Origin of the sequence: Microlunatus antarcticus, assembly GCF_014193425.1 — a bacterium.
In the GTDB taxonomy this organism is placed as follows: Bacteria; Actinomycetota; Actinomycetes; order Propionibacteriales; family Propionibacteriaceae; genus Microlunatus; species Microlunatus antarcticus.
Genome location: NZ_JACHZG010000001.1, coordinates 1,573,865 through 1,586,029 on the forward strand (window position 1 = coordinate 1,573,865; position 12,165 = coordinate 1,586,029).

12 protein-coding genes are annotated in these 12,165 nt (G+C 72.1%); 8 read left to right on the forward strand and 4 right to left on the reverse strand.

The features are described 5' to 3' along the window. The first annotated feature begins 94 nt into the window (after window positions 1-94). Window positions 95-1,279, forward strand: a complete 1,185-nt coding sequence (locus tag FHX39_RS07305) for a D-alanine--D-alanine ligase family protein (RefSeq protein WP_332836714.1) — start codon at window positions 95-97, stop codon at window positions 1,277-1,279. A gap of 12 nt (window positions 1,280-1,291) precedes the next feature. Here the strand turns inward: FHX39_RS07305 and FHX39_RS07310 are convergent, their stop codons facing one another. After that, entirely contained in the window at window positions 1,292-1,726 is a 435-nt protein-coding gene (locus tag FHX39_RS07310; protein WP_332836715.1) for a DUF3515 family protein, read from the reverse strand. A gap of 209 nt (window positions 1,727-1,935) precedes the next feature. Then, the gene (locus tag FHX39_RS07315; RefSeq protein ID WP_183337452.1) at window positions 1,936-2,172 is read right to left on the reverse strand and encodes an Lrp/AsnC ligand binding domain-containing protein; all 237 of its coding nucleotides are present in this window, start codon (window positions 2,170-2,172) and stop codon (window positions 1,936-1,938) included. Window positions 2,173-2,311: 139 nt separating this feature from the next. Between FHX39_RS07315 and FHX39_RS07320 the strand changes: the two genes are divergently transcribed. The 3 genes from FHX39_RS07320 to FHX39_RS07330 are packed head-to-tail and all read left to right on the forward strand — an operon-like array spanning window position 2,312 to window position 6,794. Continuing rightward, window positions 2,312-3,295, forward strand: coding sequence for a thiamine-phosphate kinase (locus FHX39_RS07320; protein WP_183337453.1), 984 nt, complete (start codon window positions 2,312-2,314; stop codon window positions 3,293-3,295). After that, on the forward strand, window positions 3,292-4,110 hold the full coding sequence (gene thiD, locus FHX39_RS07325; protein WP_183337454.1) for a bifunctional hydroxymethylpyrimidine kinase/phosphomethylpyrimidine kinase: 819 nt from the start codon (window positions 3,292-3,294) through the stop codon (window positions 4,108-4,110). The genes FHX39_RS07320 and thiD overlap by 4 nt, the downstream gene beginning before the upstream one ends. A gap of 35 nt (window positions 4,111-4,145) precedes the next feature. Continuing rightward, complete coding sequence (locus tag FHX39_RS07330) at window positions 4,146-6,794, forward strand: DNA translocase FtsK (protein WP_183337455.1); 2,649 nt, start codon at window positions 4,146-4,148, stop codon at window positions 6,792-6,794. A 36-nt stretch (window positions 6,795-6,830) separates the two neighbouring features. Here FHX39_RS07330 and FHX39_RS07335 read toward each other — a convergent pair whose 3' ends face one another. Together FHX39_RS07335 and FHX39_RS07340 are read right to left on the reverse strand one after the other, a co-directional pair. Continuing rightward, a complete protein-coding gene (locus FHX39_RS07335; protein ID WP_183337456.1) occupies window positions 6,831-7,460 on the reverse strand; it encodes a DUF4232 domain-containing protein in 630 nt (209 codons plus the stop codon). A 990-nt stretch (window positions 7,461-8,450) separates the two neighbouring features. Next, entirely contained in the window at window positions 8,451-8,648 is a 198-nt protein-coding gene (locus FHX39_RS07340) for a hypothetical protein (RefSeq protein ID WP_183337457.1), read from the reverse strand. Window positions 8,649-9,072: 424 nt separating this feature from the next. Between FHX39_RS07340 and rimO the strand changes: the two genes are divergently transcribed. From rimO to FHX39_RS07360, 4 genes are all read left to right on the forward strand, one after another. Beyond that, window positions 9,073-10,551 (forward strand): 30S ribosomal protein S12 methylthiotransferase RimO, encoded by a 1,479-nt coding sequence (gene rimO / locus FHX39_RS07345; RefSeq protein ID WP_183337458.1) that lies wholly within the window; start codon window positions 9,073-9,075, stop codon window positions 10,549-10,551. Further along, the gene (pgsA, locus tag FHX39_RS07350; protein WP_332836716.1) at window positions 10,548-11,153 is read left to right on the forward strand and encodes a CDP-diacylglycerol--glycerol-3-phosphate 3-phosphatidyltransferase; all 606 of its coding nucleotides are present in this window, start codon (window positions 10,548-10,550) and stop codon (window positions 11,151-11,153) included. Before rimO ends, pgsA begins: the two co-directional genes overlap by 4 nt. Before the next feature lie 7 nt (window positions 11,154-11,160). Beyond that, window positions 11,161-11,658, forward strand: coding sequence for a CinA family protein (locus FHX39_RS07355; RefSeq protein ID WP_183337459.1), 498 nt, complete (start codon window positions 11,161-11,163; stop codon window positions 11,656-11,658). Between the two features lie 76 nt (window positions 11,659-11,734). Then, on the forward strand, window positions 11,735-12,052 hold the full coding sequence (locus FHX39_RS07360) for a helix-turn-helix domain-containing protein (protein WP_183337460.1): 318 nt from the start codon (window positions 11,735-11,737) through the stop codon (window positions 12,050-12,052). The last annotated feature ends 113 nt before the right edge of the window (window positions 12,053-12,165 follow it).

Below are 12,165 nucleotides of genomic sequence, written 5' to 3' on the forward strand. Positions count from 1 at the left end.
GCCCATCCTTCTCCTCGCGCGCGCCGACCTGGGTGCGGAGTCCCGCGCCGGTAGGGTCCGGCGTGGCAGGCGGGCGAGCTTCAGCGGAGGTGTGGTGACGACGGAGCCGGATCTGGGCACGCGTCCGGACGCGGGTCGACGGGTGCGGGTGGCCCTGGTGTTCGGCGGCGTCAGCAGCGAACACGGGGTGTCCTGCCTGACCGCGGGCGGGGTGTTCGCGGCGCTCGACGCCGACCGCTACGAGGTCCTCGGCGTGGGCATCACGCCGACCGGGCGCTGGGTCCTGGTCGACGAGGACGTCCTGCGGTCGCTCGAGGTCGTCGACGGACGGCTGCCCGAGCTCAGCGAGGACGCGCCCGACGCCATCCTCATGACCCACGGGCCCGGGAGCCGCCTCGCGGTGCAGGACACGGTCTCGTACGGCGGGGTCGACAGCCGCTCCGCCCTGTCCTGGCTCGGGCCGGTCGACGTCGCGCTCAGCCTGCTGCACGGCCCGTTCGGCGAGGACGGCACGATCCAGGGCCTGTTCGAGATGATGGGCACGCGCTACGTCGGGGCCGGCGTGCTCGCCAGCGCCGTGGGCATGGACAAGCACTTCATGAAGCTGGTGCTCAGCGCCTCCGGGCTGCCGGTCGGGCCGTTCGTCACGATCACGCCAGCCGGGTGGGCGCGGGACCGTTCCGCGTGCCTCGACGCCGTGGCCACGCTGCGCTTCCCGGTCTTCGTCAAGCCGGCCCGCGGCGGCTCGAGCCTCGGCATCTCCAGGGTCGAGGCGGCCGACGGCGACACCGCCCTCGAGGCCGCGATCGCGCTCGCGCAGCGCTACGACCCGAAGGTCGTCGTGGAGGAGGGCTTCGTCGACGCGCGCGAGCTCGAGTGCGGCGTGCTCTCCGACGTCGACGGCGGTGCGCCGCTGGCCAGCGAGATCGCCGAGATCCGGGTGCACAGCGCGTCGGGCTTCTACGACTTCGAGGCCAAGTACCTCCCCGAGGAGCAGGTCGACCTCGACGTGCCCGCCCGGGTCGACCCGGCCGTCGCGGACGAGGTGCGCGCCCTGGCCGTGCGGACGTTCGAGGCCGTCGGCTGCGAGGGCCTCGCCCGCGTGGACGTCTTCCTCACCCACGACCACCGCGTGGTCGTCAACGAGATCAACACGATGCCCGGCTTCACCGCGCACTCGATGTTCCCGCGGATGTGGGCGGCCAGCGGCCTCGCCTACCCCGAGCTCCTCGACCGCCTGATCACCCTCGCGCTGCGGCGCCCGGTCGGGCTCCGCTAGCCCTCGCCGGGCTCAGGCGCAGGGCGTGACCAACGGGTCGTGCGCGGTGACGGCGTCGCCGACGTCGACCAGCGCACCGGTGCCGAGCGCGTAGCCCGAGGGCACCGACACCTCGACGAACGTGGCCCGCCCGATCGTCGTGAAGATCTTCCCGCCGGTCGCGTCCTCGGCGTACCAGCCGACGGCGTCGATCTGCAGGCACTCGCTCTCCCGCGTCAGCGTCGGCGGCGCGGCCACGCCGCACCGCAGCACGATGGCCGGCTTGCCCCAGGCGGCGGAGTAGACCCCGGGCTCGACCGTCCGCCGGTCCTGGTCCAGCACCTGCTCCGGCAGCGCCGCCATGACGCCCGCGCACACCGCCGCACCGGCGGCATCAGGCGTCGGATCGTCCACCGCCACCTTCCCGCAGCCCGCGAGGAGCGTGGCCAGGGCGACCGAGACGGCCACCGGCCCGGCCGCGCGCCGGACCCGGCCCGCGCGAAGCGAGGCGGGAGGGCGGGCTGAGCTCGACGCCGCCGAACGTGGATGGGCCTGGCGGGAGCCCGGGCGTACAGGATCTGCGCCCGCTCGGCGAGCGTGAGGACGCCCGGGCGGATGGTTGTGAGGCGGCGTCGAGCTCAGCCCGCCCTCACGCCGACCCACGGACGAACCCACCCTCAGAGGTGCACGACCGGGCAGGTGACCGTCCGGGTGATGTCGGGAACGCTCTGGACGCGCTTGATCACCAGCGTCCCCAGCTCGTCCATGCTCTGGGCCTCGGCGCGGACGACGACGTCGTACGGACCGGTGACGTCCTCGGCGACGGTCACGCCGGTGATGCGGCGGATCGCGGCGGTCACCTCGGACGACTTGCCGACGGTGGTCTGCACGAGGATGTAGGCCTGCACGACCATCGGGCGTCCTCCGGGCTCCTGCGGCCACAACCGTCCGGCGGAGGTGCTCCGTCGCCCGGCCCGGCGGCCGACCACGTACGCTCACCGGTGTGCGTCAACCTACAGGTTGCTCCGTTTCGCCGACGCACGTTCGTCGTCCATGAGCCCGGGCGGTACCGGCCCGACGACCCTCGCGCAGCTCGGCGAGTTCGCCCTCATCGCCGAGATGGTGCGTGACCTCCCCGCGGCCGACGACGTGCTGGTGGGACCCGGCGACGACGGAGCGGTCCTCGCGGTCGGCGGCTCGGTGGTCGTGTCCACCGACGTCCTGGTGGAGGGTGTCCACTTCCGCCGCGACTGGAGCGGTCCGGGCGAGATCGGCCGCAAGGCCGTCGCGGTCAACGTCGCCGACGTCGAGGCCATGGGCGCCCGTCCGCAGGGCGTCGTCGTCGGCTTCTCGGCCCCGGGTGACACCGAGGTGCGCTGGACGCTCGACCTCGCGACGGGCCTGCGGTCGGAGTGCGCGACCGCGGGCGTCAGCCTGCTGGGCGGCGACACCACCCGCGGGCAGCAGGTCACCCTCTCCGTCACCGCGCTCGGCACCCTCGACGGCCGCGACCCCGTCCGCCGCGACGGCGCCCGCCCCGGCGACGTGCTCGCCGTCGCCGGGCGGCTCGGCTGGGCGGCCGCGGGGCTGCTCGTGCTGACCCGCGGCTTCCGGTCTCCCCGCGCCGTGGTCGACGTCCAGCGCGTGCCGGACGTCCCGTACGGCCAGGGCGCGGTCGCCGCGCGGGCGGGCGCGACCTCGATGGTCGACGTCTCGGACGGCCTGCTGGCTGACCTCGGCCACGTCGCCCGCGCGTCCGGGGTGACCATCGACGTCGAGACGAGCCTCCTCGAGATCGGTGAGCCGCTGCAGACCGTCGGCTCCGCGACCCGCGTCGACCCCCTGCTGCTGGTGCTGACCGGGGGAGAGGACCACGCGCTCGTGGCGACCTTCCCTGTCGGTCGGGTGCCGGCGGGCTGGACCACGATCGGCGCGGTCGACGACGCCGGGCCCGACGGCGCCGGCGTGCTCGTCGACGGGTCCCCGTTCGCCGGCGTGCCCGGCTTCGACCACTTCCGCCCCGGCGCACGCCGATGACGGACCTGCCCACCGCCCGGGTGCTGACCATCGCCGGCTCGGACTCCGGGGGCGGGGCCGGGATCCAGGCCGACCTCAAGGCGATGCTCGCCCATGGCGTGCACGGCATGAGCGTCGTCACCGCCGTCACCGCGCAGAACTCGGTCGGCGTCCAGGGCGTGTGGAACCTGCCCGCCGCGGCCGTGGCGGCCCAGTTCCGCAGCGTGGTCGACGACATCGGCGTCGACGCGGTCAAGATCGGCATGCTCGGCACCGCCGAGACCTGCGTGCTGGTCGCCGAGCTGCTCACCACCCTGCCCGCCGGGGTGCCCGTGGTGCTCGACCCCGTGGCCGTGAGCAAGCACGGCGACCCGCTGATCGACGCGGACGCGATCGGCGCGATGCGCACCCGGCTGTTCCCGCTCGCCACCGTCGCCACGCCCAACCTCGACGAGGCCCGCACGCTCGCCGGCCCCGACGCGGAGGGCGAGACCGACCAGGCCCGGTTGGGGCGCACGCTGCTCGAGCTCGGCCCGGACTGGGTGCTGGTCAAGGGCGGTCACGCGGAGGGCGACCCCGTCGACGTCCTCGTCGGGCACGACACGGCGGACCAGAGGTTCTCCGCCGTCCGGGACGACAACCGGCACACGCACGGGACCGGCTGCACGCTCGCGTCGGCCGTCGCGGCCCGCCTCGCGCTCGGCGCCGACGTCCCGACGGCCGTGGCCGGGGCGAAGGCGTACGTGACCGGGGCGATCGCCGGCGGCTTCGCGCTGGGGGCCGGCATCGGGCCGACCGACCACCTGTGGGACCTGAGGCGCGCTCTGCGCGTGTGACCCCTGTGACGCCTGTGACCGCCTAGAGTGCGGGCATGGCGACCCGCGCGTCTTCCCCCGCGCGGACCGGCAGTCGTTCTGGCTCGTCCAGCACTACTCCCCGTCCGCGCGCGTCCGGAAGCAAGAGCACGTCCTCGCGTCCTCGTACGACGGGAGGACGCTCGACGTCGACCGCGACGCGACCGGCCAACCGCCGACCCGCCCCGCGGGGACGGGCGCCCCAGCGGCGCTCGGTGCTCGCGTCGCTCGTCCGCGGCGTCGCCGTCCTGTGGAACGGCCTCGCCCACGGCGTCGGCACGGCCGCCCGCGCGATCGGGCACAGCGCCCGTGACCTCGACCCGGCCCTGCGTCGCGACGGGGCGGGCCTCTTCGTCCTCGCCGTCGCCGTCGTCATCGCGGCCGAGTTCTGGTTCGGGCTGCCCGGACGCTTCGGGACCGTGGTCCACGTCGGCGTCTCGACGATCGTCGGGTGGCTGGCCACCTCCGCCCCGATCCTGCTGGGCGTGATGGCGTGGCGGACGCTGCGCCACCCCGACCACAACGGCCCGGCCGGTCGCCAGGTCGTCGGCTGGGGCGCGATCCTCTTCGGCCTGCTCGGCCTGGTGAACATCGCCAAGGGGCTGCCGCTCACCGACCAGCCCGAGCGGCTGCGCGAGGCCGGCGGCATCCTCGGGTACCTGTCCAGCTCGATCCTGGCCGACCTCGTCACCGTCTACGCCGCGGTCCCGCTGCTCGTCCTGCTCCTGCTCTTCGGGGTCCTCGTCGTCGTGGGCATCCCGCTGCACGAGCTCGTCGACCGCGCCCGCGTGGCCACCGCCCGCCTGACCGCCGAGCCCGAGGCGATCGAGGGCACGGTGCTCGACGACGACCTCGAGTACGGCGTCGACGAGGCGTACGAGACCCCCGTCATCGAGGAGCGGGCACCGCGCCGCAAGGGACGTGGCGCCAAGGTCATCGGTCCGCCCGAGCCCCTGGCCCCGCTCGTCGACCTGGACCTCGGCACCGCTGCGCGCGACGCGGACCTGGCCAACCCCGACGCCGAGCCGACCGAGGTGCTCAAGAAGCCCGTCACGGCCGGTCGTCCGGCCGGCTCGCCCGCCCCGGCCGCCGCTCCGACGCCGCTGCCGGAGGCCTTCGTCGTGCACGAGAGCCCCGAGCTCGAGGCGCCGCCGCACAGCCCCGTCCCGCAGCGCGCCGAGCAGCTCCAGCTCTCCGGCGACGTCACCTACCTGCTGCCCGACGCCGAGACGCTCAAGCCCGGCAGCGTGCACAAGTCGCGCACCGAGGCCTCCGACGCGGTCGTCGGCCGGCTCACCGAGGTCCTGCGCCAGTTCGAGATCGACGCCCACGTCACCGGCTACAGCCGCGGCCCGACCGTGACGCGCTACGAGGTCGAGCTCGGCCCGGCGGTCAAGGTCGAGAAGGTCACGGCCCTGTCCAAGAACATCGCGTACGCCGTCGCCAGCGCCGACGTCCGGATCCTGTCCCCGATCCCCGGCAAGTCGGCGATCGGCATCGAGATCCCGAACACGGACAAGGAGGTCGTCTCCCTCGGCGACGTCATCCGCTCGTCCAAGGCGCGCAGCGACCACCACCCGATGACCGTCGGGCTGGGCAAGGACGTCGAGGGCGGCTTCGTCGTCGCCAACCTGGCGAAGATGCCCCACCTGCTCGTCGCCGGTGCCACCGGCTCGGGCAAGTCGAGCTTCGTGAACTCGATGATCACCTCGATCCTCATGCGCTCCACCCCGGACGAGGTCCGGATGCTCATGGTCGACCCCAAGCGCGTCGAGCTGACGATCTACGAGGGCGTCCCGCACCTGGTCACCCCGATCATCACCAACGCCAAGAAGGCGGCCGAGGCGCTGCAGTGGGTCGTCCGCGAGATGGACCTGCGCTACGACGACCTCGCCGCGTTCGGCTTCCGCCACATCGACGACTTCAACAAGGCCGTACGCGGTGGCGGCGTCAAGCCGCTGCCGGGCTCCGAGCGCGTGCTCGAGCCCTACCCGTACCTGCTGGTGATCGTCGACGAGCTCGCCGACCTCATGATGGTCGCGCCGCGCGACGTCGAGGACTCGATCGTGCGGATCACCCAGCTCGCCCGTGCGGCCGGCATCCACCTGGTGCTGGCCACCCAGCGGCCGTCGACCGACGTGGTCACCGGCCTGATCAAGGCCAACGTGCCGAGCCGGCTCGCCTTCGCCACGTCGTCGATGACCGACTCCCGCGTCATCCTCGACCAGCCGGGCGCGGAGAAGCTGGTCGGGCAGGGCGACGGGCTGTTCCTGCCGATGGGCCAGTCCAAGGCGATCCGCATCCAGGGCGCCTGGGTCACCGAGCAGGAGGTGCGCGCGGTCGTCGCGCACGTCACCGAGCAGCTCAAGCCGACCTACCGCGAGGACGTGATGGTCGCGCCCGAGGCGTCGGCCAAGGTGGCCGAGGACATCGGCGACGACCTCGACCTCGTGCTGCAGGCGGCCGAGATGGTCGTCACGCTCCAACTGGGTTCGACCTCGATGCTGCAGCGCAAGCTGCGCGTCGGCTTCGCCAAGGCCGGGCGCCTGATGGACATCCTCGAGACCCGTGGCGTGGTCGGCCCCTCGGAGGGCTCCAAGCCGCGCGAGGTGCTGGTCAAGCCCGACGAGCTCGATGAGGTCGTGGAGAACCTACGGCTCGGCTGATCCTCGGTCTCGGGGAACGTCCCGCGAGACTGCGGATCAGCTGACCGGACCGACCTGCAGCAGCGGCACGTCGGCGCTCTTGCAGCCGGTCGTCGGGAAGGCCACGAAGGCCGACTCGGTGGACCCGGGCGGGAAGACCCGGAAGCCGTCCACCTTGGTCTGCCCGCAGTCGTCCCCGTAGTTCCCGGGCTGCGTCCGCCGCAGGGCCGCCTTGACCGACGTGCCGGGCTCGAGCGTCCGCGTCTTCACCGCGGCGTCCGTCCGCGTCGCCGCCTGGCCGACCTGGGTGCCGTTGCCACCGCCGACGAAGGACACGCCCGGGAAGCCGCTCAGCGTGCAGGCGGCCGAGCCCGTGTTCCGGAAGGTCAGGGCGCCCGCCACGCTGCCGGCCCCACCGCCGCCCGTGTCGTTGGCGTAGGTGATCTTGAGGCTGCCGACGGCGCAGCCAGAGCCTCCTCCCGCGCCGCCCGGCGTGCTGCTCGGGGCGCTCGTCGGGCTCGTGGGAGCCGGGGCGGGTTCGGTGGCCGTGACGGTCACCGTGGGCTCGCCGGCGCTCGTGGGGCTGGGCGTCGAGGCCGCGTCGGTCCCGCACGCGGCCGCCGTCAGCACCATCGCGCCCGCGACGATCGCGAGGGGGATGACGGCGTGGGAGGACTGGGCGGTCATACGGGACTCCTGGGGCAGGTGTGACGAACGAGGTTCAGTGAACGCCACCGGCCGGACCGGAGGTCCGAGCCGCGCCGTACGTCGTCCGCGTTTGCGCTCCTCAGTGGTTCGTACAGACGTGCAGGGCGTTCACCCTGGTAACCACACGGGTGCGAGCTGGTGCCGTCTGAACCCCGCCTCTGAAGATGGCCTATGTCACCCAGGGGTCAGGGGCGCTGCCGTCTGTACGAGCGACTGAGCGTCTGTCGCGCTCCACGCTCCCGCGAGCAGCCAAAGCGAAATTCTCGAAACTTGTGCACAGGACGAGCGAAAATTCCGACCGGGCCGCCAGACGATCCGGGGGAGGGGGCCTCTCCCCAGGGGTATTCTGCTGGCGCTCACTGCCTTTGCGCGCTGGGAAGTTGTGCCTAGTTATGGGGCGTTTTCCTGCTGCGTCAGCACATTTGCCGCTGACCCCGAATGCCCTTAACCTTTCAAAAGGCAGCGAGGCATGAAGGGCCCTCCCGGCGACTTGCTTTTGGGCAGTAGGTCTCGCTCGTTCAAGAAAGTCAGGTGCTCGATGACGTACGGAACGCTATTCGTCCTGATCGCAGGCGCGACTCTGCTCTACAAGGCCCTCGGTGTGGTGGGGGGTGTAGTCACCTGGGGAACTGACGTAGCCCAGAAGGTGACTGCGATCATCGACTGGTTCGAGGAACGCCGATCGAAGTCTGACGACGACGACCACACGGGGCCGCGCACGTAGGTATCAATACTTAGGGGGTGTACCGGTGCTCGCGCCGGTGCACCCCAGGGGTCAGGTCGGATTGCCGTTCTCGTCGCGGCGGGCGACGCGGCCCTTGGCACAGGCACAAACCTCCCCTGTGGCCTCGATCAAGAGGTCGTAGACCTCCACGTCGCCTACTTCACGGCGCGACTCGACGACTAAGCCGACTTCGTCACGTCCCGCATCCGCACATACGTAATTGTCTTGTGCCTGCCTGCCATTGTTTAGTTGCCGTCCTCGTCGCAGCGAGTCACGCGACTACTGCCGTAGAAGCAGACCTCACCCGTAGCCTCAATCGAGCCCACATAGGCGTAGACGTTGATGCTGCCCCCCATGTTCTTGCCCACCTGGATGACGGTGCCCACTTCGTCGCGTCGCGGCATGCGTACGTACTTCGGCGGTCCCTCAAAGCTCATCTGCATGTGACCATCGTCGCGGCCCTCGCAACCACACCACCTCTGGGGCAGCCCCTGCACACCCCGCACGCGTAGGGGGTCAACCTGTATGAGTTGTGTGTGTTGTGGGTTGTCACTCTGACCCTCAGGTCTATAAGGGGATTGTGCGTTGTGTGTTTGTGGCTTCTTGTGTGTGAGATGACTACAACACGTACCAGACACAATTTATTAGGTCAATCGACCCTCGACCAGCACGTAGGACCCGTCGACCCTCTTGCGCAAGCGCCCGCTGTCCCATGGACGATTGCCCGCTTGGTTCCGGTCGATGCCCAAGACGTCGGCGACCTCAGCCGGCGTGGTGGACGTTGTTCCGCGCCTCCTCGAACGTGTCGCCGTCGAGGTGCCAAGCGCGCGAGGGGACCTGCCGCCCGGTCGGTCATACTGGAGCGTCATGCCTGCACCTGTCACCAGCCCCGCCACCCCGCTCACGGCGGTCCACCTCGTCACCCTCGGGTGCGCGCGCAACGAGGTCGACTCCGAGGAGCTCGCCGCTCGTCTGGAGGACGGCGGGTTCCGTCTCGTGGACGACCCCGAGGACGCCGACGCGGTGATGGTCAACACCTGCGGCTTCGTCGAGGCGGCCAAGAAGGACTCCGTCGACACGCTGCTGCAGGCCGCCGACCTCAAGGCGTCCGGTCGGCCCCAGGCGGTCGTGGCCGTCGGCTGCCTCGCCGAGCGCTACGGCTCCGAGCTGGCCGAGTCGCTGCCGGAGGCGGACGCGGTGCTGGGCTTCGACGACTACGCCGACGTCGCGGGCCGGCTCTCCCACATCCTCGCCGGCGGCAAGCACGAGACTCACGTCCCGCGCGACCGGCGCACCCTGCTGCCCCTGGCCCCGTCGCAGCGTCGGGCTGCCGCCCGCACCACGGCCATCCCCGGCGTCCCGACGCAGACCAGCCCGGTGACGCCGCTGCCCGACGGCCTCGCGCCGGCGAGCGGCCCCCGCGCCTACCGGCGCCGCCTCAACGGCAGCCCGTACGCCCCGCTCAAGATCGCGTCGGGCTGCGACCGGCGCTGTGCGTTCTGCGCGATCCCCGCCTTCCGGGGCGCGTACGTCTCCCGCACGCCGGACGAAGTCGTCGGCGAGGCGCGCTGGCTGGTCGAGCAGGGCGTGCGCGAGGTCATGCTCGTGAGCGAGAACACCTCCTCGTACGGCAAGGACCTCGGCGACATCCGCCTGCTGGAGAAGCTGCTCGTCGACCTCGGCGCCGTGGACGGGCTCGAGCGGGTCCGGGTCTCCTACCTGCAGCCCGCCGAGATGCGCCCCGGCCTGGTCGAGGCCATGACGTCGCTACCGCATGTCGCCCCGTACTTCGACCTCTCCTTCCAGCACGCGGCCCCGAAGGTCCTGCGCCGGATGCGCCGCTTCGGCGACCCGGAGTCGTTCCTGGGCCTCATCGAGAGCATCCGCGCGGCCAACCCGCTCGCCGGCATCCGCAGCAACGTCATCGCCGGCTTCCCCGGCGAGACCGAGGCCGACGTCGAGGTGCTGAGCGAGTTCCTCGTGGCCGCACGGCTCGACGCGGTCGGCGTCTTCGGGTACTCCGACGAGGACGGCACCGAGGCCGCGGGTCTCGGCGGTCAGATCGACGAGGACGAGATCGAGGCACGCCGGGCCACGCTGGCCGACCTGGCCGACGAGCTGGTCACCCAGCGTGCGGAGGACCGGATCGGCGAGCGCGTCCGCGTGCTCGTCGAGGAGGTCGCCGGGCAGGGTGACGCGGAGGAGACCGTCGGCCGCGCCGCGCACCAGGGGCCGGAGGTCGACGGTTCCGTGACGCTGGACGTCGGTCATGCTGGGGTCGTGGGCACGTTCGTGGACGCGGTGGTGACGGGCAGCGACGGCGCGGACCTGCGGGCGGTGGCGTGAGCGGGGACACCAGCACCGGGACCACCCCGCGTCAGGTCAGCGCCTGGAACGTCCCCAACGCGCTGACCGTCCTCCGGCTCGTCATGGTGCCCGTCTTCGCGTGGGCGCTGCTGGCGCACCCCGACTCGGTCGGCTGGCGGGTCGTCTCCACCGCGATCTTCGTCGTCGCGATCTTCACCGACTTCGTGGACGGCAAGGTCGCCCGCAAGTACGGCCTCGTCACCAGCTTCGGCAAGCTCGCTGACCCCATCGCCGACAAGGCGCTGACCGGGATGGCCTTCATCGGGCTGTCGGTCCTCGGCGAGCTGCCGTGGTGGATCACCATCGTGATCCTCGTGCGCGAGTGGGGCATCACGGTGCTCCGCTTCGTCGTGATCCGCTACGGCGTCATCGCGGCTGACCGGGGCGGCAAGGCGAAGACCGTCCTGCAGGCGGTCGCGCTGACCCTGTTCCTGCTGCCGTTCCAGATGGTCGACGGGCTGCACTGGGTGCACACCGTCGGCTGGGTGGTGATGATCGCGGCGTTCGTGCTCACCGTCCTCACCGGCGCCAACTACGTCCGTTCGGCCGTACGCCTGCGCCGCAGCTCGGCCTCGGCGTGACCCCAGCGTGACCGGGGTCGGGGCGGCCGCCGACGTCCTCGCCGCCCTCCGCCGGCGCGGGCTCACGCTGGCCACCGCCGAGTCGCTGACCGGCGGGCTCGTCGGTGCGGCCCTGACGGCCGTCGCCGGCTCCTCGGACGTCTACCGCGGCGGCATCGTCTGCTACGCCACCGACCTCAAGGCGAGCCTCGTCGGCGTCCCCGCCGACCTGCTGGCCGAGCACGGTCCGGTGGCGCCGGAGACCGCGGCTGCACTGGCCGCCGGTGCCGCGCGCGTGTGCTGCGCGGACGTCGGGATCGCGACGACCGGGGTGGCCGGTCCGTCGCCCCAGGACGGGCACCCGGTGGGCGAGGTGTACGTCGGCGTGGCCGTCCCCGGGGCGGCCCCGCAGGTGCGTCCGCTGCGGCTGGCCGGGGACCGCGACGAGATCCGCCGCCAGACCGTGGACGCGGTCCTCACGCTGCTGCACGAGGCGCTCGACGCGCTAGCGGTGCCCCTGTCCTGACCCGGTCCGCGTGCTCGTGGCCAGGGTTGAGCGTGGTGCGCTCCGGCCGCGCGGCGGGGGTGGGTACAGTTTCTGCATGTCGTCTCTGACTCCGGTCAAGCAGGTGCTGGTCCGTGAGCTGATCGGGGAGTCGTTGCGCGAGGCGCGTACCGACCAGGGACGCACGCTGCGCGAGGTGTCGAAGGCCGCCCGGGTCAGCCTCGGCTACCTCTCCGAGGTCGAGCGTGGCCAGAAAGAGGCGTCGAGCGAGCTGCTCGCCTCGATCTGCGGAGCCCTGGACCTGCCGCTCTCGGTGGTCCTGAACGTCACCAGCGAGAAGATGGCCGCCGTCGAGCGCGTCGACAACCGCGTCACCCCGCTGCCGCACGTCCGCGCGATGGCCCAGGCCGCCTGAGCTGCTGCACCACCGCGCCGTCCCCGGCGCTGGTCCTAGGTCGCTCCCGCCTGGCGCTAACCCCTCCCACTGGCGTTTCGCACGCGTCCCGCTCGTTCGCTCGTTCTTGATGC

Bases quoted from the DNA above. Each gene is read 5' to 3' on its own strand.
- FHX39_RS07315 (WP_183337452.1), bottom strand. From the start codon at position 2,172: ATGGTCGTGCAGGCCTACATCCTCGTGCAGACCACCGTCGGCAAGTCG.
- FHX39_RS07360 (WP_183337460.1), top strand. From the start codon at position 11,735: ATGTCGTCTCTGACTCCGGTCAAGCAGGTGCTGGTCCGTGAGCTGATC.
- FHX39_RS07335 (WP_183337456.1), bottom strand. From the start codon at position 7,460: ATGACCGCCCAGTCCTCCCACGCCGTCATCCCCCTCGCGATCGTCGCG.
- rimO (WP_183337458.1), top strand. From the start codon at position 9,073: ATGCCTGCACCTGTCACCAGCCCCGCCACCCCGCTCACGGCGGTCCAC.
- thiD (WP_183337454.1), top strand. From the start codon at position 3,292: ATGACGGACCTGCCCACCGCCCGGGTGCTGACCATCGCCGGCTCGGAC.
- FHX39_RS07330 (WP_183337455.1), top strand. From the start codon at position 4,146: ATGGCGACCCGCGCGTCTTCCCCCGCGCGGACCGGCAGTCGTTCTGGC.
- FHX39_RS07340 (WP_183337457.1), bottom strand. From the start codon at position 8,648: ATGCAGATGAGCTTTGAGGGACCGCCGAAGTACGTACGCATGCCGCGA.
- FHX39_RS07320 (WP_183337453.1), top strand. From the start codon at position 2,312: ATGAGCCCGGGCGGTACCGGCCCGACGACCCTCGCGCAGCTCGGCGAG.